General features: G+C 40.7%; 19 protein-coding genes and 1 pseudogene. 11 read left to right on the forward strand and 9 right to left on the reverse strand.

Going from position 1 to position 21,592, the window contains the following annotated elements; translation table 11 throughout:
- The first annotated feature begins 104 nt into the window (after positions 1–104).
- Positions 105–851 carry an FKBP-type peptidyl-prolyl cis-trans isomerase gene (gene fkpA, locus P4S71_RS09750; RefSeq protein WP_024595253.1) on the forward strand — a complete coding sequence of 249 codons (747 nt, stop codon included), beginning with the start codon at positions 105–107 and terminating at the stop codon, positions 849–851.
- A gap of 65 nt (positions 852–916) precedes the next feature.
- On the opposite strand, the gene P4S71_RS09755 is transcribed toward fkpA, so the two are convergent.
- The gene (locus P4S71_RS09755) at positions 917–1,387 is read right to left on the reverse strand and encodes an Rsd/AlgQ family anti-sigma factor (protein WP_008138658.1); all 471 of its coding nucleotides are present in this window, start codon (positions 1,385–1,387) and stop codon (positions 917–919) included.
- A 527-nt stretch (positions 1,388–1,914) separates the two neighbouring features.
- On the opposite strand from P4S71_RS09755, the gene hemE reads away from it, so the two are divergent.
- A complete protein-coding gene (gene hemE, locus P4S71_RS09760; RefSeq protein ID WP_337150575.1) occupies positions 1,915–2,979 on the forward strand; it encodes a uroporphyrinogen decarboxylase in 1,065 nt (354 codons plus the stop codon).
- A gap of 95 nt (positions 2,980–3,074) precedes the next feature.
- On the opposite strand, the gene sthA is transcribed toward hemE, so the two are convergent.
- Entirely contained in the window at positions 3,075–4,505 is a 1,431-nt protein-coding gene (gene sthA, locus P4S71_RS09765; RefSeq protein ID WP_198403004.1) for a Si-specific NAD(P)(+) transhydrogenase, read from the reverse strand.
- A 13-nt stretch (positions 4,506–4,518) separates the two neighbouring features.
- A pseudogene (locus P4S71_RS09770) lies at positions 4,519–5,650 on the reverse strand (acyl-CoA desaturase).
- A gap of 126 nt (positions 5,651–5,776) precedes the next feature.
- Between P4S71_RS09770 and fabR the strand changes: the two are divergent.
- From fabR to leuD, 5 genes are all read left to right on the forward strand, one after another.
- Positions 5,777–6,400 (forward strand): HTH-type transcriptional repressor FabR, encoded by a 624-nt coding sequence (fabR, locus tag P4S71_RS09775; RefSeq protein WP_002961087.1) that lies wholly within the window; start codon positions 5,777–5,779, stop codon positions 6,398–6,400.
- A gap of 405 nt (positions 6,401–6,805) precedes the next feature.
- Complete coding sequence (gene leuA, locus P4S71_RS09780) at positions 6,806–8,359, forward strand: 2-isopropylmalate synthase (RefSeq protein WP_002961090.1); 1,554 nt, start codon at positions 6,806–6,808, stop codon at positions 8,357–8,359.
- Positions 8,356–9,432, forward strand: a complete 1,077-nt coding sequence (leuB, locus tag P4S71_RS09785) for a 3-isopropylmalate dehydrogenase (protein WP_182701689.1) — start codon at positions 8,356–8,358, stop codon at positions 9,430–9,432. The genes leuA and leuB overlap by 4 nt, the downstream gene beginning before the upstream one ends.
- 60 nt (positions 9,433–9,492) lie before the next feature.
- Positions 9,493–10,893, forward strand: coding sequence for a 3-isopropylmalate dehydratase large subunit (gene leuC / locus P4S71_RS09790; RefSeq protein WP_337150576.1), 1,401 nt, complete (start codon positions 9,493–9,495; stop codon positions 10,891–10,893).
- On the forward strand, positions 10,893–11,492 hold the full coding sequence (gene leuD, locus P4S71_RS09795; RefSeq protein ID WP_337150577.1) for a 3-isopropylmalate dehydratase small subunit: 600 nt from the start codon (positions 10,893–10,895) through the stop codon (positions 11,490–11,492). Before leuC ends, leuD begins: the two co-directional genes overlap by 1 nt.
- Before the next feature lie 39 nt (positions 11,493–11,531).
- On the opposite strand, the gene P4S71_RS09800 is transcribed toward leuD, so the two are convergent.
- From P4S71_RS09800 to P4S71_RS09810, 3 genes are all read right to left on the reverse strand, one after another.
- Positions 11,532–12,011 carry a hypothetical protein gene (locus P4S71_RS09800; protein WP_337150578.1) on the reverse strand — a complete coding sequence of 160 codons (480 nt, stop codon included), beginning with the start codon at positions 12,009–12,011 and terminating at the stop codon, positions 11,532–11,534.
- A 193-nt stretch (positions 12,012–12,204) separates the two neighbouring features.
- On the reverse strand, positions 12,205–13,704 hold the full coding sequence (locus P4S71_RS09805) for a DUF3360 family protein (RefSeq protein WP_337150579.1): 1,500 nt from the start codon (positions 13,702–13,704) through the stop codon (positions 12,205–12,207).
- Positions 13,705–14,349: 645 nt separating this feature from the next.
- Entirely contained in the window at positions 14,350–15,081 is a 732-nt protein-coding gene (locus tag P4S71_RS09810) for a hypothetical protein (RefSeq protein ID WP_337150580.1), read from the reverse strand.
- A 301-nt stretch (positions 15,082–15,382) separates the two neighbouring features.
- Here P4S71_RS09810 and P4S71_RS09815 point away from each other — a divergent pair, with 301 nt between their 5' ends.
- Positions 15,383–15,976: a hypothetical protein gene (locus tag P4S71_RS09815; protein ID WP_337150581.1), complete on the forward strand. Its 594-nt coding sequence runs from the start codon at positions 15,383–15,385 to the stop codon at positions 15,974–15,976.
- Positions 15,977–15,978: 2 nt separating this feature from the next.
- Here the strand turns inward: P4S71_RS09815 and P4S71_RS09820 are convergent, their stop codons facing one another.
- Positions 15,979–16,359 (reverse strand): hypothetical protein, encoded by a 381-nt coding sequence (locus tag P4S71_RS09820; protein ID WP_008138679.1) that lies wholly within the window; start codon positions 16,357–16,359, stop codon positions 15,979–15,981.
- Positions 16,360–16,457: 98 nt separating this feature from the next.
- Here P4S71_RS09820 and P4S71_RS09825 point away from each other — a divergent pair, with 98 nt between their 5' ends.
- Complete coding sequence (locus tag P4S71_RS09825) at positions 16,458–16,898, forward strand: tellurite resistance TerB family protein (protein ID WP_337150582.1); 441 nt, start codon at positions 16,458–16,460, stop codon at positions 16,896–16,898.
- Between the two features lie 17 nt (positions 16,899–16,915).
- Here the strand turns inward: P4S71_RS09825 and P4S71_RS09830 are convergent, their stop codons facing one another.
- Positions 16,916–17,482, reverse strand: a complete 567-nt coding sequence (locus P4S71_RS09830; protein ID WP_337150583.1) for an NADPH-dependent FMN reductase — start codon at positions 17,480–17,482, stop codon at positions 16,916–16,918.
- Positions 17,483–17,601: 119 nt separating this feature from the next.
- On the opposite strand from P4S71_RS09830, the gene P4S71_RS09835 reads away from it, so the two are divergent.
- Entirely contained in the window at positions 17,602–18,501 is a 900-nt protein-coding gene (locus P4S71_RS09835) for a LysR family transcriptional regulator (protein ID WP_337150584.1), read from the forward strand.
- 21 nt (positions 18,502–18,522) lie between these two features.
- Here P4S71_RS09835 and norR read toward each other — a convergent pair whose 3' ends face one another.
- Positions 18,523–20,079 carry a nitric oxide reductase transcriptional regulator NorR gene (gene norR, locus P4S71_RS09840; RefSeq protein ID WP_337150585.1) on the reverse strand — a complete coding sequence of 519 codons (1,557 nt, stop codon included), beginning with the start codon at positions 20,077–20,079 and terminating at the stop codon, positions 18,523–18,525.
- 279 nt (positions 20,080–20,358) lie between these two features.
- Between norR and P4S71_RS09845 the strand changes: the two genes are divergently transcribed.
- Positions 20,359–21,591: an NnrS family protein gene (locus P4S71_RS09845; RefSeq protein WP_337150586.1), complete on the forward strand. Its 1,233-nt coding sequence runs from the start codon at positions 20,359–20,361 to the stop codon at positions 21,589–21,591.
- Position 21,592: the final 1 nt, after the last annotated feature.

Consider the following 21,592-nt stretch of genomic DNA (forward strand, 5'->3'; position numbering starts at 1 on the left):
GTGGAATTTAGTCATTAAACAAGCAGCCTATCATGTGGGCCGTTAATCTTTAACTAGTAATAATACATTAAAATGACAACTGCAAAGTGTGTCGGAGATTTAAAATGAAAAAGACGATTAGATTGTCATTGATTGCAGCGTCAGTTTTAGCGCTTACAGCTTGTAATCAAGAAGCAAAAAAAGAACAAGCTGAAGTTAAATTAGACACTGTTGAACAGCAACAAGCATACGGTATTGGTGCATCTGTGGGTAACTTTTTAAACAAAGACCTAGCAGACAAAACAGAAATTGGTATTGAACTAGACCAAGCACTTTTAATCCGTGGTTTTGAAGATGCACTTGCTGGCAATGCAAAGCTTGACGAAGAAAAAATTCGTGAAGTATTAACTGAATTAGATACATCAGTACGTACTAAGCAAGAAGAAAAAGCAAAAGTAGAGTCTGAAAAAAGCAAAGAAGCGGGTGTTAAATACCTAGCTGACAACGCTAAAAAAGAAGGCGTTACAGTAACTGAGTCTGGCCTACAGTACGAAGTACTTAGCGAAGGCGATGGCGAAAAGCCAGTAGCAACTGATGTAGTTAAAGTACACTACAAAGGTACTTTATTAGACGGTACTGAGTTTGATAGCTCATATGCACGTAACGAACCGACAACTTTCCCTCTTAACCGCGTAATTGCGGGTTGGACTGAAGGTTTACAACTTATGTCAGTGGGTTCTAAGTACAAGTTCACTATTCCTTCAGAACTTGCTTACGGCGACCGTGACTTAGGTAAGATTCCAGCTAATTCAACACTTGTATTTGAAGTTGAATTACTTGAAATTCAAAATGAAGAAGCACCAGCACAATAATAAGCTTATTGTGTAAATGCAAAAAGGGACCTTAGGTCCCTTTTTTAATACGTGTAAGTAACGTATTAATTTGTGTGATTAGAAAATAAGTTGTCAATAAGCTCATCCTCTAACGCAAATCGTGCTTCTAGCGCTTCACCGATAACAGATAAATCGTTATCAAAATCTTTTAATAAGTCTTCTTTATCTACTTCTGCGTATTTATCGTTAAAATCCAGTGCAATATCAGTTGTACTAGAAATACGCGGGTAAATTGCATTGGCAAGTTCTTGGCTTTTTGGGCCTTTATTTTCACAAGCTTTAGCAATGTCATCATAAATTTCAAAATGACCAGCAGACAAGTAATCCATCAGAATTTGGCAAAAAGATTCAATTTGAGCAGGCTCTGGTAAAGCATGATCTTTTTTATCATATGGAGAAAAACCAGCCATTTTACAAAAGAGCACAATAAGCTCTTGGCGTTCATTTAACCATTTATCGATTACTGTGTGGCTACCACCCCATTTCTGTTGAGCTTTTTCTACACGCGTCAGCATAACTGTTCTCCTAGCTGGGTTGGTCTTTAAATTAAGTATAATAAGTTTATATACATCAAGATATATTTAATTTGCGTGTATATCAACAAGTAAAATAGATGTTCTAAAAGCGATGTAATTTATTGAATGGTAAATGGTGAGATTTATTGCAGGCAAGAAAAAACCACCGGTTAAGGTGGTCTAATTTCTTTCATTGGCTTGTTATAACAAGCTTTCTTATTTTTATGAGATAATTTTTATTGTTGTTATTTTAAAACTTTTATTTTTATTATTTTAAGATTTTTATTATTGTTTTTGTTAACGCGGGACAAACAATAACAAGCTTTTTTCGATGTTGCAAACATATTAATAAAAAGTTTTAAATGTTATGGTTTGTTTGCTTGTTTTATAGTCAAAATAGGTTGAAACCGTAGATTATATTGATCTGCCTCTAGGTAAGGCTGTTTTCGTCCCTAAGCAATAGAGGGTCGGAGAATATGGTGGTACAATCTTGCACAATTTATACAAGTCTTAGGATCATTTACGCCATGAGCGAATTAAAAAACGACCGTTATTTACGTGCACTTGCAAAACAACCTGTTGATGTAACTCCGGTATGGATGATGCGCCAAGCAGGACGCTATTTACCAGAGTATCGCGCTACACGTGCACAAGCGGGCGATTTTATGAGCCTGTGCCGTAATGCTGAGCTTGCATGTGAAGTTACACTGCAGCCACTACGTCGCTACCCGTTAGATGCTGCTATTTTATTTAGTGATATTTTAACGATTCCAGATGCAATGGGTTTAGGTCTGTACTTTGAAACTGGCGAAGGTCCTAAGTTCGAACGTCCTATTTCATCACTTGCTGATGTTAAAAAAATTCCAAAACTTGATCCAACTGACGAGCTTGGCTACGTAATGAACGCGGTAAGCACTATTCGTCGTGAACTTAAAGGTGAAGTACCGCTTATTGGTTTTTCTGGTTCACCTTGGACGCTAGCAACTTATATGGTTGAAGGCGGTAGCAGCAAAGTATTTGCTAAAATCAAAAAAATGGCGTTTGCAGAACCGCAAACACTTCATTTATTACTCGATAAGTTAGCTGACTCAGTTATTGATTATTTAAATGCTCAAATTAAAGCTGGCGCGCAATCGCTAATGGTATTTGACTCATGGGGTGGTGTATTAAGCCCGCGCGATTACAACGAGTTTTCACTGCAATATATGCATAAAATTGTAGATGGCTTAATTCGTGAATACGATGGTCGTAAAGTACCGGTTACTTTGTTCACTAAAAATGGTGGTCAATGGATTGAAGCTATTGCAGCAACAGGTTGTGATGCAATCGGCCTTGATTGGACTATTAATATTAGCGACGCTAAACGCCGTGTGGGTGATAAAGTAGCTCTACAAGGTAATATGGACCCATCTATGTTACATGGTACACCAGAGCGTATTCGCCAAGAAGTAGGCACTATTTTAGAAGACTTCGGTACAGGTAATGGCCACGTGTTTAACCTAGGCCACGGTATTACACCAGATGTAGACCCTGAAAATGCTGGCGTATTCATTAATGCAGTACATGAGCTAAGTGCTAAGTACCATAAGTAATAGTCACTTAAACAAGCTTTAAAACTGTTTAAAAGTAAAAAACCCGCTAAGTTGCGGGTTTTTTGTTACCTATTTATAAAGGCATTTAAAACTACTTATTTAAATAAGCGATTTAAACCATTTAATGCTGCAACACGGTAGGCTTCAGCCATGGTCGGGTAGTTAAATGTGGTATTCACAAAGTAGTCGATATTATTGCCACCATTTTTTTGTTCCATAATGGCTTGGCCAATGTGAACAATTTCAGAGGCACGCTCGCCAAAACAATGTACGCCAAGTACTTCTTTGGTTTCGGTGTGGAATAATATTTTTAAACTACCTACTTCAGTACCAGCAATTTGAGCACGTGCCAAATGCTTAAACTGAGCACGGCCAACTTCATACGGTACTTTAGCGGCTGTAAGCTCTTGCTCGGTTTTACCGACTGAGCTCATTTCTGGGATGGTATAAATACCAGCCGGAATATCAACAATCAGTCTGTCATCGCAGTTACCACATGCAATTGCATCAGCAGCTATACGACCTTGGTCAAACGCAGCACTTGCAAGGCTTGGATAGCCAATTACATCACCTACAGCGTAGACGTTATCAATTTCTGTTTGGTATGTTTCGTTAACTTTTAATTGGCCACGGCTATCGGCTTTTAAGCCAATGGCTTCAAGATTTAGTGTATCAGTGTTACCAGTACGGCCATTAGCAAATAAAATACAGTCAGCTTTTACACGTTTACCTGATTTTAAATGCATAATAACGCAATCATCACGCGTTTCAATTCGGTCAAACTCTTCGTTGTGACGTATAACAATACCGCTATTCCAAAAGTGATAGCTAAGCGCGTCAGATATTTCTGCATCCATAAAGGCAAGTAGTCGGTCGCGTGTATTAACTAAATCAACTTTAGCGCCTAAACCTTTAAATATTGACGCGTACTCACAACCAATAACACCTGCACCATAAATCAGTACGCGATGAGGGTCATGCTCAAGGCCAAGTATTGTGTCACTTTCGTAAATACGAGAATGCGTAAAATCCACCTCTGGCGGGCGATAAGGGCGCGAACCCGTTGCTATAACAATCGTTTTAGCAGTCAGTCGTTCGGTTGAGCCGTCATTTCGTTTTATTTCAATAGTGTGCTTATCTACAAAGCTCGCATCGCCTTGAAACATATGAATGCGGTTACGATCGTAAAAGCTACTGCGTAAATTAGATTGCTTAGAAATAACCGAACTGGCGTGACGTAAAATATCAGGAAATGTTAAGCGGCTAGGGCGCTCGCCAACATTAAATAACGGATTTGCTTTATATTCAATATAACGACTAACAGAGTGGCGAAGCGCTTTTGAAGGAATTGTGCCCCAATGTACACAACCGCCACCAACAGATTCTTGGCGTTCAATAACCGCTACTTTTTTGTCGTTTTTTGAAAGGTTCATGGCGGTACCTTCACCGCCAGGACCCGTGCCAATAATAATTGCGTCATATTGGTATGTCACGGGTACTTTTTTTTGTTCTGGTTGTTTGGCCACAGCCACTCCTAAATTAATTAAAAGAGGCTTTTAATAACCTCGCATTAAGTGCTAGCCATGCCTGTTTTTGATTTTCCCAGGCGGCTTCCAACTCATGGTATTGTGCCATTAATGCTGAGCGTTCACACTGCTTTGCCATGTTATTTTTTTAACTTCTAACACTTGTTTTTGTAGTGAACAATAATTTTGCAGTTTTTTCAGCAGTAAATCGTACTCTTGTTGTAATAATGTAATCTTATCTTGTGCTAAAGGCAATTTTGCAAGACGCGTTTGCGTTTTGCTCATTAGCGTTTCGGCCTTTGCTTTTTCGATACGTTCAACAGGTGTACGCTTCAATTTATTAGCTAAACCAACAGCTGCTAAAGAGCGGATCATCCATTTTGTTGGATCGTAATGAAACCATTTAATACCGTTACGGTAGTCGCTTGCAAAAATATGGTGGAAGTTGTGATACCCCTCACCGTATGTAAATAACGCTAAAAAGCCGTTATCGCGTGCCGTATTTTTTTCGGTATATGGGCGAGAGCCCCAAATATGTGCAACCGAATTTATAAAAAGGTAAAGTGTTGGCTTAGTACTAAGCGTAGTAAACCTGCAAGAATTAGCATACCCCACACATCACCAACTAATAAACCAAGTGCAAGAGGCAAACCTACGTTCATAGCAACAGCTAGTTTTAAGTAGTGCTTATGTTGCCACATAACGACTTTATTTCGTTGTAAATCACGACAATTACTATAGTCGTTGTAGCTATCGCCTTGGTAGTCACGTAACATCCAGCCGATATGGCTATACCAAAAACCATTGGTCGCCGCGTAAGGGTCTTTTATTGGGTCGTCAACTTGACCGTGATGTATACGGTGATCGCTACTCCAATGCAAAGCACTGTTTTGTAGTGCAAAAGCACCGCCAAGCGCAAAAATAAATTCAACAGCAGGGTGTGCGTTATAGGTTTTATGTGCCCATAATCGATGGTAGCCGGCAGTAATTGATAAGCCTGCATAAAACATGCAGCCAACAAAAGCAATCCAATGCGCGCTGGTAAATCCGTAGCTAATGGCGTACCAAGGTACAAGTGTGGCAGCCGCCAAAAAGGTTAGGCTAAAAAATAGGACGTTTGTCCAAATAATCGGTGGTTTATTCATAATTCTCAATCTCAGCGTACAACTGTAAGCTAAAATAGTATTTCAAACTCTCGTCGTCAAGTATTAGACTGTACAATTGACCTAATATCACTAAATATTCATATAAAATAATTCAGGGAGCTGTTGATGTCGGGTGTTAGAGCGCAACAGAAACAAAAAACACGACAGGCGTTAATTCAAGCGGCATTTAATCAGCTGAGTGCTGATCATAGTTTTTCGAATTTAAGTTTACGCGAAGTAGCACGAGAAGCTGGTATTGCCCCAACGTCTTTTTATCGTCATTTTAAAGACATGGATGAGCTAGGTTTAACCATGGTAGACGAAGCCGGTTTAACCCTTCGTCAACTAATGCGTCAAGCACGCAGACGAATAGCAAACGATGGCGGCAGTGTTATAAATACCTCTGTGGTTACTTTTATGGAGTTTATTGATAACTCAAGTAACCAATTTAGATTGTTGCTGCGAGAACGCTCTGGGACTTCTAAAGCATTTAGAGCCGCTGTAGCCCGCGAGGTAAAACATTTTATTTTAGAGCTGGCTCATTATTTAGAAAGTGAAACTAAATGTAATGCTATGCATGCCTATATTCAGGCGGAATCTATGGTAACGCTCGTATTTAATGCGGGTGCAGAAGCGCTCGATATAGAAGGATTGCAACGCGACGAATTGATTGAGCGCGTTATTTGGCAATTACGTTATATTACTCGTGGGGCCGGGCATTACGTAAGAGAAACGAGTAAAGAAGCATAGCTTAAAAAAATTGCAAAAAGTTAATATAAGCACGGTATATTGCAGTGCTTATTAATTTAAGCGTCACTAGTCGCGTATTTGTTATTTTAATTCTCAATAAGCACCTAGCTTGAATTAAAAAACCCAATTGAATCGTTTTTAAATCTGTTTTGTGGAATTTTTATGCTTGCTTCCATCGCTTTGTAATGTTAAAAATAGGCTTCACTGAACACACACACAAGAAAACAAGATGCATATTATTCGTTTAATTACACTAAAACTGAACCTCTTACTGCTATGGCAAGTGAGCGGGGATTAGTGTGTTTGCATCGAGTTGAACACTAAAAACCCCGCAATTGCGGGGTTTTTTTTATCTCGCGGCTGGGATTAATTGAAATTTGGGTAACATAGGAATGAGGGGCAGTTATGCAAGAGCAAGATAAAGTATGGATTTTTGATACCACCTTACGTGATGGTGAGCAGGCACTTAAAGCAAGCCTTACTGAAGATGATAAAATTCAATTAGCACATACAATTAGCCGCTTGAATGTGGATGTGATGGAAGTGGGTTTTCCGGTTTCGAGCCCTGCTGATTTTCGCTCGGTGCAACGTATTGCAACTGAGGTAAAAGGCCCGATTATTTGTGGTTTAGCACGCTCTGTTGCTAAAGACATTGAAGCCTGTGGCGAAGCACTTCGCACTGCACAACAAAGCCGTATTCATACTTTTATTGCAACAAGCCCTTTGCACCTTGAACATAAATTACGTATGAGCCTAGATGATGCAACGGCAATGGCCGTTAAATCAATTAAATTGGCACGTAACTATACTGATGATGTTGAATTTTCGTGTGAAGATGCCGGTCGTACGCCGCACTGGGATTTATGTAAAATTGTTGAGCAGGCAATTAACGCCGGAGCTTCAACTATTAATTTGCCAGACACCGTTGGTTTTGTAACGCCAGACGAATACGCTGCAATGATCCGCCACTTAATGAATAACGTGCCAAATATTGATAAAGCGCGTTTAAGTGTGCATTGCCACAACGATCTAGGTTTAGCAGTAGCAAACTCTGTGGCTGCAGTGCAAGCCGGTGCGCGCCAAATTGAGTGTACTATTAATGGCATTGGTGAGCGGGCTGGTAACTGCTCGCTTGAAGAAGTGGCGATGATCATGAAAATGCGCAAAGACCACTTAAAAGTATACACAGATATTAAAAGTGAAGAAATTTACCGCGCATCTCGCCAAGTGGCTAAAATTTGTAATATGCCAGTACAACCAAATAAAGCGATTGTTGGCGAAAACGCCTTTGCACATAGCTCAGGCATTCACCAAGACGGTGTATTAAAAGCGCAAAATACTTATGAGATTATGTCGCCAGAAAGCGTTGGTGTGCCAAGCAACCAATTAAATATGACTTCGCGTTCGGGTCGTCATGTTATTGAGCATCGCTTAGAAGAGTTAGGCTATCAAAAATCTGATTACGATATGGATGGCTTATATAAAAGCTTTATCGAATTGGCTGACCAAAAAGGCACAGTATACGATTACGACCTTGAGGCGATGATTTACTTTAATCAAATTAACGACAAAGACGAAAAATACCAATTAGAATTTGTTAACTCAGCCTCTAACTCGCAATCGGTAGCAAGCTCTACCATTGGCATGCGAATTGATGGCGAAGCAAAACAAGAAGCCGCGACAGGTAATGGCCCAGTTGAAGCTTCGTTTGCAGCGATTGAGCGCTTAACCGGTATGAGCGTTGAAATGATTGAATATAACTTAGAAGCGACAGGCCAAGGTGCAAGCTCATTAGGGCAAGTAAATATTATAGCTAAATACGATGGCCGACCTTACCACGGTGCGGGCATTGCAGCGGATGTGGTTGAAGCGTCGGTACGCGCCATGATCCGTGTTTATAACTTAATTTATCGTGCACAAAAAGTGTCTGATTTAAAACAACAAAGGAAAGCAGGATGAGTAAAACAAACTACAGCGTTGCAGTATTAGCTGGCGACGGTATTGGTCCAGAAGTAATGGCAGCAGCAGAGCAAGTATTGGATGCTGTGAGCAATAAGTTTGGTTTTACCCTTAACCGTGAACATTATGCAATTGGTGGCGCAGCCATTGACGAATTTGGTAAAGCATTACCAGAAAGTACACTTACTGCATGTGAAAACGCTGACGCTATTTTATTTGGTTCGGTAGGCGGTCCTAAATGGGAAAACTTACCACCAAATGAGCAGCCTGAGCGCGCATCATTATTGCCGCTTCGTAAGCACTTTGGTTTGTTTTGTAATTTGCGCCCTGCACAGTTATTACCTGCATTAAGTGCAGCGTCACCACTTCGCGCTGATATTAGCGAAAAAGGGTTTGATATTTTATGTGTGCGCGAGCTAACCGGCGGCATTTATTTTGGCGAAAAAGGCCGTAGCGGCGAAGGCGAAGAAGAGTTTGCATTTGATACGCAAACATACTCGCGTAAAGAAATTGAACGTATTGCACGTTTTGCTTTTGAAGCTGCAAAATTACGTAGTAACCATGTTACTTCTGTTGATAAAGCCAACGTACTTGCATCAAGCGTATTATGGCGCGAAGTAGTAACCGAAGTAAGCAAAGACTACCCAGAAGTAAGCCTAGATTACATTTACGTAGATAACGCAGCGATGCAGCTAGTTAAACAGCCGAGCCAGTTTGACGTACTACTTTGCGATAACTTATTTGGCGATATTTTGTCAGATGAGTGCGCCATGATCACAGGCTCAATGGGCTTATTACCTTCGGCAAGCTTGAATCAGTCGGGTTTTGGGTTGTACGAGCCAGCAGGCGGTTCAGCACCAGATATTGCAGGTAAAGGCGTTGCAAACCCAATAGCACAAATTTTAAGTGCCGCATTAATGTTACGTTACTCGCTAGGGCAAGACGAAGCTGCGCGGACCATTGAAAAAGCAGTAGCAGAAGCTGTAGAAGCAGGTGTAGGCACGCCAGATATATATCCAAATGCCGGTTACAGTACAAGCGATGTGGCAGCAGCTATCGTTTCACGCATTTAATAACATATTAAAGTTGCAGCACCGTTATGCTGCAACTCAAACAGATTAGGGAATTAGCAAGTGGCCCAAACGTTATACGACAAAATTTGGCAAGCACATACCGTTGCCAGCATAAACGAGCAAACCGACTTACTTTATATTGACCGCCATTTAGTGCATGAAGTTACTTCTCCGCAGGCTTTTGCAGGTCTACGTGAAAAAAACCGTACTGTACGTTGCCCAGAAAAAACCTTTGCAACGATGGATCATAACGTATCGACTAAGAGCCGATCACTTGATGCCGCAAGCGAAGTATCTAAAAACCAATTAATGGCGCTTGATAAAAACTGTAAAGAGTTTGGTATTGTACTTTACGATTTAAACTCAATTAACCAAGGTATTGTGCACGTAATGGGCCCAGAGCAAGGTATTACTTTGCCAGGCACAACCATTGTATGTGGCGATAGCCATACTTCTACGCATGGTGCGTTTGGCGCATTAGCGCATGGTATTGGTACGTCTGAGGTTGAGCACGTATTAGCAACGCAAACGCTACAGCAAAAAAAGGCGAAATCGTTAAAAATTCAAATTAACGGTGTATTGCGTCCAACAGTTACGGCTAAAGATTTAATTATGGCGGTAATTGGCAAGTTAGGTACTGCTGGTGGCACAGGCTATGTAGCAGAATTTTGTGGTGCAGGCATTGAAGCGCTTTCAATGGAAGCCCGTATGACGCTATGTAATATGAGCATAGAAATGGGTGCAAAAGCGGGTTTAATTGCATCTGACCGAATTACTTATGATTACTTAAAAGGTCGTCCGTTTGCACCTAAAGGCACAGATTTTGATGCAGCCGTTAAATATTGGGAAACCTTAAAAACAGATGAAGGCGCACACTTTGATTTAGTTGTTGAGCTAAATGCCGACGACATTCAACCGCAAATTACTTGGGGCACAAGCCCAGAGCAAGTAATTGGTGTTGATGAGTGCATACCCGATCCAGATAAAGAGCCTGATTTAATTAAAGCCGATGCTATTCGCAGCGCACTTAAATACATGGACTTAAAAGCGGGCGATAAATTATCAAGCGCAAAAGTAGACACGGTATTTATTGGCTCATGTACTAATAGCCGTATTGAAGATTTACGTGCTGCGGCAAAAATTGTTGAAGGCAAGCACGTTGTAGCCGGCATAGAGGCGTTAATTGTACCGGGCTCTGGCTTAGTTAAAAAACAAGCTGAAGACGAAGGCTTAGCCGATATTTTTAAAGCCGCAGGCTTTGAGTGGCGGGAACCAGGTTGCTCTATGTGTTTAGCTATGAACGATGACCGCCTAGAAGCAGGCAAGCGTTGTGCATCTACTTCTAATCGTAACTTTGAAGGTCGTCAAGGTCGTGGCGGGCGTACCCACTTAGTTAGCCCTGCAATGGCGGCAGCCGCTGCAATACATGGTCACTTTGTTGATATTAGAGGAGAAGCCTAATGAGCGTATTTTTTAGTGGTTTAATGGCTCCACTTGATAAAAACAATGTAGATACTGACCAAATTATTCCTAAGCAGTTTTTAACATCAACGAGCCGCGAAGGCTTTGATGCGGCATTGTTTTATGATTGGCGCTACCTAGATAACGACGAGCCAAACCCTGATTTTATTTTAAATCGCCCATGCTACCAGGGTGCGCAAATATTATTAACGCGCGACAACTTTGGTTGTGGCTCATCTCGCGAGCACGCGCCATGGGCACTTAAGCAATATGGCTTTGAAGTTATTTTAGCTGAAAGCTTTGCAGATATTTTCTTTAATAACTGTGGTAACAACCAAATGTTAGCCATTGCATTACCTGCCGATACGCTTGAGCAATTGTTTGTACTTAGCGAGCAGCACGACGATATAAACATTGAAATCGACCTTGAAAATCAAACACTAACAAGCAGTAAGTTTGCGCCAATTAGTTTTGATATTCGTAAAGACGTAAAAGAGCGCCTATTAAGTGGCTTAGATTTTATTGGTGTAACCGAAACACTAAACCCACAAATAGATGCGTTTGAAAAACAGCTTGCTGCTGAGCGTCCTTGGCAGTAACGAAAAAGCAATTAATTACATATGAAAGCAAAGCGCGGCTTACTTAATAAGCCGCGCTTTTTTATGATTCAGTTTAGATGTTGATATAGTTGGTTGTGTAAACTCGTGGCCATCATCACATGTATATACTTCAATTGTTCTTCCATCAGAATCTTGGATTCTATCTCTATAATAAAGAGGCTTGCCGCAGACAATTTTACGAATTGGCTTCATAAAGTTGCATATTTTATCTGTTCCTCTAGATGCCTGAGCTCCTCTGTTGGTAAATAGCCTGGTCACTACGTATGTGGTGGATAGTGCTAAAGCATACTCACCAACGGCTTTACCTGTCTCATAAAGCGTAGTTATGTCTTCCGGGCTCAATGATAAGGAAGCCCCTTTATAGGGACCTCTTTTAAAGCGCCCCATATTATTCTTTATAACAATATTCTTTCTACTTACACTTATTTTAACTAGACGCTTATTGCTCTCAACCTCTGTGCTATTAAGGTAGTTATTTTGATTGTTTAGTTTATTCATGCGACCTATTTTCATCCTTAAAAATTTTAGATATACATTACACTATTAATAATTACGAGCAACCTAGTAGCCTAAGTAATGATCAGTAAAAAGGAGTTTGAGAAAAGTTCTTTTAGAACACTCATTACACGTAAAAAAGCACGGCAATTGCCGTGTTTTTTTGTGGGTAAATATTATGTTCAGTACCTAAGGCTTAATGTCTAAAGTCAGCCATTAACGCAGGTATACCAGGTAACATGCCTACAATTGCCATTACAGTAGTAAGTAGCACAAACATAATAAGTGGAATCACCCAGCGGCTCATTTTAGTTAGCTCAGCGCTACGTTCTTTACAGCCAATAAGCCCTAAGTTATCAAGTAGCATAGTAAGCGACCAACCAAAAGCCGGATTAACTAAGGTTGAGGCAAATACCACAATAGCGGCTGATTGCGTTGTTTTGCCTTCGCGCGTCATTTCCATGCCAGCTTCAAGTAGCGGAATAAACACTCCTACAATAAGCGCAACACAAAGCACAGGTTGCCAAATGGCTAAATCCATAGGGTAACCCCATAAACCAGCAATAATACAAAATACGGCTGTTAAAATGGCGCCTGCCGGAATAGGGCGTTTAGCAATAGCAGCAGGTACAATGTAGGTTCCCCACGATGAGGTAAAGTTAGCACCACCGGCAAGTGAGCCAAATGTTTGTCTAACCGATGCGCTCAGCATGGTGTCGTCGATATTCATTTGTACTTTTTCAGTACGTTGCGGATAGCTTATTTTTTGAAATACTTGATGACCTAAAAAATCTGGTGACCACATAGCAACGGCGAGCACTGCAAATGGGAGTACAACCACAAAGCTTTCAAGTGTTGGCAGGCCAAGCATCCAGCCCGTGTTTTCACCCCACCAATAAGCTGGGTTCATATTTGGTAAACCCGGTGCAGTATGAAACTCAAACGGTGCGCCTAAAGCAAAGGCAACCACACCACCAATAAGGCAGCTTAACGGCACGGCTAACCAACGCTTTTTAAAGTGCTCTAATAGCGCATACAATAAAATGGTGGCTAAAATAACAATAAACGCAATATGCGCCATATCAATGGCCTCAGCCCAGGCAAACAGCTTTTTAACCTGCGAAATAGTACCAATAAAGCCTAAATAAATGAGTAGCCCGCCACATACACCTTTACTGGTTAGGCGTGCGAGCATACTTCCTCCTTTGGTTATGGCCAAAATAAAACCAAAGGCACCAATGAGTAAGCCAAACGCCATAGGGTGGCCGCCAGCTGCAACTACAATAGGAATTAACGGTATAAGAGGGCCATGAGTACCAGCCAAGTTAGCTGTTGGTAAAATAAAGCCTGAGAATAAGATGATAAAAATAGAAACAATGAGTAATTCGTAGCGCACGTTTTCTAAAACAAAGGCATCGCTTAAACCAAGAGGTGCTGCAAATGTTGCCGCAATAGCCCCCACCATAACGACTTTACCAATAGTGCCCGCCATTGCTGGAATGGTGTCTTCAAATTCAAATCGGTAATCTCTAAACGGTAAATTAGGACGCCAGCGTTTAGGCTGCATAATCTGTAATTCATGTTCGAGATACTCGTCGCGAGTATTAAACTCTGAACTCGGTTTGTGAAGCTGCTCGTAGCTTTGAGCATTCTTGTGCGTGTTTGATGGTGCATCACCGGGTGGTTTAGTTTGCATGCGTTCTCCTGCAACATTGTTGCTTAATCAAATAAATACGGCTTTTGTTAAAGCAAATGAATATTGAACATGCAGGGTAGATCAGCTTTTGGGCTGCTATGTATAGGCAAAAGGTCGTGCATGGTTGTTTTTAATACAGTTAATCTGACAATCAGCTTTACGTTAAAAATTATAAAACTACACAAAATGATTTAAAGTTATTACAAATCAATGGCTTGGTTTTTATTTCAAGGAGTTTTATCACTGTTTATAGCGGGAAATAGTGTTAATGGCAGGTTGTTATCCTTTAGTCTTAGTGGTTGTAAAAGCCGCTTTGTTTGAAAAGCTTATTGATAGCAGCCGTTAATTTCGTTTTATTTGTGGAGAAATAATACTTCTGTTACTTTCGGATTGTTAATAAAAACAATAAAGAATAGAGATGCAACTAAACTCCCCTAAATCAATTGGTATTTATGCTGCGTTATCGCCTATTTATGGGGAATAACCACACTACATAGGCTCTGCCTTGCCTAAAAACCAAACACTAACAAGCGATAAGTCTGGCCAATTAGTGTTGGTATTCGTAAAGACGTAAAAGAGCGTTTATTAAGTTGCTTAGATTTTATTGGTGTCACCGAAACGCGGTTAAGGCCGCGTTTCATTACGCTAGTATGATGGAAAACAAACTATTTGTCTTACATCACCGTTACCGCTATTGGTAACAACAACTTTGCATTGGTATCGCTTACTTCTGGCATATCGTTCGATTGCAGCTTCAATTTCTCTGACTCTTTCCCAGCGATCCATTTCAGAAACTTTACTAATTTCAAAACCAAATTGACTGCCTCCTAGAGACATTGCGGATACGTCGTTCATGGTGTCACATGATGATTGAGTTATTAGACATAGACCAACGGGCTTTCTGTCGCTACCTACAGTGATCACTTGAAATTGACTTGATTCACTTGTTTGATTCTGTGTGGCAGCATCAAAAACAGCATTAACACTTCTAGTGCCTAAATTATTTGCAATACTTTCCAAAAGGGTATTGGCCAAGTCTCGCTTGCTTTTTATTGTTCTACGTTCTACAACAGGCTCATTACGTGAAAGTAATTTGCTATTTTCTGTATTAGCATTTTCTTCAAATGAGTAGTTTTCGTGACAATCAAAACATGGCCTAAGCTCAAAGTATTCGTAATTTTCCTGATTCATAGTTGAGAATACAAAATCGTAAAAAGCGTTATAAGGGTTAGTATTTTCAGGAACAGTGAAAGTATATTGCATAAGCCCTGAGGCATCCCTTTTTGCAATTGCTTTAATTTCATCGCCATTAGCTGAGTTGAAATAAAATACCCTCGCATCATTCGCCATTAGCTTATGAGGGAGTAGTGCCAACATGATAACTATAGTAAAAAAATTTAATCATTGTTTTTATCCATTAAATTAATAGTGATATCCTTTTTGCTCGAATTTTAATCATAAGATTTTTTCCCCCATGTGTCAATTTTGGGTGCAATCGCTTTAGCACTATTGAGAGGTGTTTTGACACGACTATAGCTATTTGTTAAATCATAAGTTCAGGTTTAACTCGTATGAAGGCATTCAACGTTAGCTGTGTTATACACCTTTAATCTATTAAATTTCCTTTATCAATGAGAAACCGTTAATCTACTTCATTAAATATTTTTTGGAACTTGCTATGAAATTATTAACGGCAGCAACTCTAATACTTGCCACATCAACAGCCTTTGCACGCCCTGCACCTTTGGTGTCTATTCCTACTCACGATGCCTTTTTTAATAGTATTGCCGCGCATTGTGGTAAAGCGTTTGAGGGTAAAGTAAGTGTAGATAATGCAAAAGGACCAAGTTCATTTGAGAATAAAAAACTGGTTATGCATGTTCGTAAATGTACCGACACTGAGCTACAAGTACCGTTTCACGTGGGTGATGATGCATCACGTACATGGATCATAACAAAAACGGGAAGTGGCTTGAGTTTAAAGCACGATCATCGTCATAAAGATGGCAGCGACGACGCATCAACTATGTATGGTGGCCATACGCTTGATGCAGGGTTTGCACAAATGCAGTCGTTTCCAGCAGACCAGTACTCTAAAGAGTTATTTGTAAAACAAGGCATTGCACAGTCTGTAGGTAATACATGGCAAATGTATATTTACCCGGAAGTATTTACTTATCGATTAATTCGCCAAGGACGTGAGTTTAAGGTGGATTTTGATTTAACTCAGCCGATTAATCCACCATCAGCACCTTGGGGTTATAAAGACTAAGGTTACTTGCCCTTGCTTGTATCTTCTTTAGTTTCGCATTGTAGTAAAACACTTAAATCTGGTTGATAGGCGCGTGGCTTAGTTGGAAAACGTTCATATTCTTGCACGCCTTCAAGCACTTTCAACATAAAGGTGTTGCCACGACATAAGCGCTCAGCATGGCGTAATAAAAATACGCTTTGGTTGGAAAAGTGTTTGTAATCGTCAGACTTAATTTTTATTTTATAATTGTCTTCGCCAATTTTTGTTTGGTAGTAATGTACTTTGTTGTCAAAGTCGTAGAGTTTTTCTGTTTCGGCTTTTTCAGCAAAGGCTGTATTTGCGCTCGAAAGGGCGACCAGTATCGCGCCTATAGTGAAGCGTGGAGAGTTTAATCCTTTCATAAAAATGTATCCTTTAATTTGCGAACTTTATACCCATTAATATGAGTTATAAGGCCGATTAATTTTCGTTTAGTCTAACACCCAAAAGGGAAAGTGTGATGTTCAAACAGATAAAACAACTTTTTGCTGTATTCGATGACCAGCAGCCAAGTATGCAAAAGCACGATTTAAAAACAGCCGTTGCTGCATTGTTAATTGAAGTTATGCGCGCTGATGCCAAGCTTGAACATGATGAACAACAAACCCTGACTGTAACCTTAAAAAAGTACTTTAATTTAACAGACACTGAGGTTAATGAGCTTACTAATAATGCGGCAAGTAGCTTAGATGATTCGATAGATTACTTTCAGTTTTCAAAACAGATTAATGAGCATTGTAGCGCGGAGCAGCGAATAGAAATAATAGAGTTATTATGGCGCTTAGCGTATGCCGATGGAGAAATAGATCCCCAAGAAGACTACGTTATACGTAAAGTAGCAGGGCTTTTATATGTAACGCATACCGATTTTATCGCCGCAAAAATAGCGGCGACAAAGTAAGTAGGCGGGCGTGCAAGTTATTTTAACTTACTTGCAACGCTTACTAATTGATGAGCAAGGGCTGATACTTTTTCAGCCGTTACAGGTTCATTTATTTGCCCATTTTCATCAAACAAAGTGTGTACAGCGGGCACAGCAAGCTGATCGGCAAGCACTAACGAACCAATGCCGCTTAATATATCACGCACATGATTTAAACCTCGTAATCCGCCAAGCCCACCTGGCGATGCTGCAAACAAAGCGACCACTTTATTACGAAAAGCAGGAACAGCACCTTGTTCTGTGCGCGATGCCCAATCAATGGCGTTTTTTAGTGCTGCGGTAATAGAGCCGTTGTACTCTGGGCTTGCTAGTAAAATACCGTCGGCTGTACGTAGCTTGTCTTTCAACAGCTGTACATCGCTTGGTGTGCCTTGCGCTTCTATATCTTCGTTAAATAGTGGGATGTTTAATTCGTTTAGTTTTATTACTTCTACTTCAGCACCTGTTTGTAGAGCAAAACGTGCTGCTTCATTAATAATTTTTTGATTAAAGCTTTCTTGGCGAAGACTTCCTGCTAGGGCGATAATTTTTGGTGCTGACATGCTAGTGACCTTTTAGTGTTTAAAGTTTCATGGCTAATGTAGCAAAATTTTGCTTGTAGAAAACCCCAATAAACGCAACACTTATGTGCGTAAATGCACATAAGTATAAGGTAAGCAGCATGGCGATAAAATTTGAAGATTGGCAAGACGTTAAAGTAGCGTTTGAAGTAGCACGGTTAGGCACGCTGACAGCGGCAGCAGAAGAGCTTAATGTGCACCACAGCACAGTACTTAGACGAATTAATAATCTTGAAAAAAACTTAAACGCACGGCTTTTTCATCGCCATGCTCGTGGTTACAAAGTAACTGAAATTGGCACTAAGTTATTTGCAACGGCGCAGACTATTCATAGTTCGTTAGAGCAGCTTCATAACGATATTGCTTCGGCAGACAGTACACTTAGAGGGAGTTTGTTGCTAACGACGGTAAGCGGTTTTATGGATATACTTGGGGATGTGTGTGAGCAGTTTCAAGCGTTACACCCGCAGGTGCAGTTAGAAGTTATTTTAGAACAAAAAAGGCTAAGGCTCGATCACGGGCAAGCACATATTGCTGTGCGTGCAGGCCCAAGGCCTGATGAAGGCGATTATATTGCTCAACATTTGGCCCAGCTTTCATCGGGCTTATACGCTAATAAACGTTATATTAATAAATACGGCATGCCTAAATTATTAAGTGATTTACAACAGCATAATTTTGTATCGGGTGTGGCAGGTTTTAATGCCCGCGTGCCTTATTTTGCGTGGGCTGATGAACATATTCCCGCATCGCAAATAAAGCTGCGAGTATCTGAAACCGCAGAAGCGACTCGTGCAATAATTAAAGGGCTAGGCATTGGCGGATTGCAGCATGACGTAGCGGCGCAATATCCTGATTTAGTGCCTATATTACACAGTGAGTTAAGCTGGCCTACCGATGTATGGTTAGTCACGCATCACTTAGTGCATCGTACTGCTAAAGTACAAGCTTTTGCAGGGTTGTTAAAAACACACTTTAGTGAGTTAGCTGCTAATCAATAGTTTTAGCAGCGTTTTAAATGATTATAGTGTTTTTTTTACTTCTATCCCTAGGCGTTTAGCCAAGCGTACTAAGTTAGCTCTATCTAATTCAAGTACTCTTGCTGCTGCTGACCAGTTGTAGTTATGCTTCTTTAATTGCTCAGTAATTACGTTGTATTGCAACGATTCTACAGCTTGCTTTAAAGGTTGGTTGATTAAGGTGTTGGTTGTACTTTGGCTCGCTGCTATAGGGGGTTGCAGCGCACTCGGGGTTAAATCACAGTGCTCGCTTGTAATGGTTATTATTGGATTTTGCCATTGGCTTTGTTTTGCTTTTAGGGCGCTGCGGCTAATGACATGTTCAAGCTCGCGCACGTTACCTGGCCAGCTGTACTGATTAAGTAATGCTTGCGCTTCGGGGCTTAGTTTTAATTGTTTTATCCCTAATTTACGGGCTGTTTGCTCAATAAAATAACCAGCTAAGAGTGTTATGTCGTGCTCGCGTTTACTAAGTGGTGGCACAGTAATAGGGTAGACACTGAGGCGATGGTATAAATCGGCTCTAAAGCGACCTTGAGCTACTTCTTCTTTTAAATTTCTGTTGGTTGCAGCAACAACGCGTACATTTACGTATTTTGGCGTGTCTTCTCCTACCGTTTGTATTTCGCCACTTTGTAGCACTCGTAATAGTTTACTTTGCATGGCAAGGGGTAGTTCGCCTATTTCATCTAAAAATAACGTGCCGCCATCAGCTAATTGAAATTTACCTTGGCGCGAATTTAGTGCGCCTGTAAAAGCCCCTTTAGAATGACCAAAAAATTCACTTTCGGCGAGGTTTTCGGGAAGTGAGGCACAATTTAAGTGAATAAGCGGTTGATCTTTTCGAGCTGAATTTAAGTGAATGTTACGCGCAACAAGTTCTTTCCCTACCCCTGTTTCACCTAATATCAGCACGCTAAAGTTAGATGCTGCAACGAGTTTAATGTCGTTTTTAAGTGTTTGCATTAGCGGGCTTTGACCAATAATTTCACCGCCGTCCCGTGTTAATGCTTCACGATTTAGTTCTTGTACTAATGCACTTGAGTGCTGTGCATGCTGTTTGTAATGGGCAAGTTCTAAGGCCGTTTTAAAGTGCGCACTACACAGCGTTTGTAAAGTATTGAGTGTATCAGCGCTTATGCTGTTAAATGCATTGGCGTTAAGGCTATCAAACGTAAGTACGCCAAGTAGCGCGTTTTTATCATAAAGAGGTAAACCTAAACATGCATGTACCGGTATGTCGCCGGTTTTAGCTAATAGTAATCCGTCGTATGGATCGGGTAGTGGGCAGTCGTGCGCAAATTGCAGCGCAAGTGTGCTTTTGCAAATAGCTTCTAGGCGAGGGTGCTCTGCTATTTTAAATCGTCTGCCTAAACTGTCGGGCATTAATCCTTTAATTGCCAGTGGTTTTAATTGCTCGCCCTGAAGCGCTAATAACGCACTTGCATCACTAGGAATCACCCGCTCAACCGTTGCTAGTAATTGATCAAAACTATGCTCGTGCAGTGTACTTTGAGCAAGCTCTAGAGCAACTTGGGTAAGGTTGAATTGCTGGTTCATGTCAAAATGACCTGTTTGTGTTTTTATGAGTTAATTTATAGTAGGTCATAAAGACTCATAGTGTAAAGTGGTTTAATTTAACTTATTGAATTTAAATGAATAAAGTTGTTGGCACAGTATGTGTAATAGCTAAGTAACGTAGTTGGTTACAGAGATCGCCATGAACACTCTAATGCTGAATAATTTAAATAATCAAACACAGTTTAGTTCACTGTATGAGGCACTAGCGTGCGCTGAGAACTTTTTTGATCAGTATGGTTTAGGGCAGGAGGTACGATAATGCGCCCTATAAACTTAACTGAGCCAATGCCAGCACGCGTTGCTATTCATCAAGTATCTCAATGGCCGTTATGGATGCTCGCTTTTAGACCTTTCTTTTTAGGCGGTGGCTTATTGGCATTTTTGTCGGTGGGGTATTGGCTACTTATTTTAACAGGCCATGCAAGTTGGCACTCATCGATACCTGCGACATTATGGCACGCGCACGAAATGCTGTTTGGCTTTGCAGGAGTTGTAGCTGTTGGCTTTTTACTTACCGCTGCACAAACATGGACAGGCGTACCGAGCATAAGTGGGAAAGCCCTTATGTGGCTTACGTTTATATGGCTTGCAGCGCGCTTAGCATTTTTTGTAGTACTGCCTGATATTGCTCATTTTAATTTATATGCTGCACTTACATTACAAGTTATTTGGTGGCTAGGCGCCATAGCCGCGTTGGCTAATATGTTATTAAAAGCCAATAGCAAAAGTAACTATCCGTTTTTAGCTATTTTAGCTGTGCTTTGTGGGCTCAATGTATTGTATTTAATACTTGTTTTAAAACAAAACATGCAGCTTGCACTTGGTGTGGTTGATACCGCAGTACTGGTAATTACTTTACTAGTTGGCATTGTTGCGGGTCGCGTTCTACCATTTTTTACCGCTAAAGGTCTGGGTTTAACCGAGCAAGTTCGCACTCCTAAAATAGATAAAGCGGTGATGTATTTATCTATTGTGGCTATCACTTTATTTTTTATCAACAAGTTGTTTTTGAACACGATTAATCCTGCGTTGGTTGTTGCAACGGTTGCTGTGCTTCACCTGCTTAGGACTGGTTGTTGTTGGGATAGCAAGGTATTGAGAGTGCCGTTGTTATGGTCTTTGCATGTTTCGTACCTTACGTTAGGCGTAGGGTTAATGATGGTTGTATTTAGCTTTTATAGCAGTGCAATACAATTTAAAGATGCGCTGCACCTAATCACTATTGGCACAATAGGTATGATGATTTTAGCAATGATGACGCGTGTATCGCATGGTCATACAGGGCGTACACTCGCTATTCCTCATTACATGGCTGTTGCTTTTGCGCTTTTGCTTGTGGCCGCTATTATTCGTTCATTACTCCCTTTTATTATTGGGCCTCACCTTGCTTGGCAAATAAGTGCTTTGCTGTGGCTAGTGGCTTTTTCATTATTTTTAATTCACTGCACACCTATATTAACGCGGCGTCGTGTTGATGGGCGTCGTGGTTAGT

Source organism: Pseudoalteromonas sp. B62 (assembly GCF_037162565.1).
GTDB classification, from domain to species: Bacteria; Pseudomonadota; Gammaproteobacteria; order Enterobacterales; family Alteromonadaceae; genus Pseudoalteromonas; species Pseudoalteromonas fuliginea.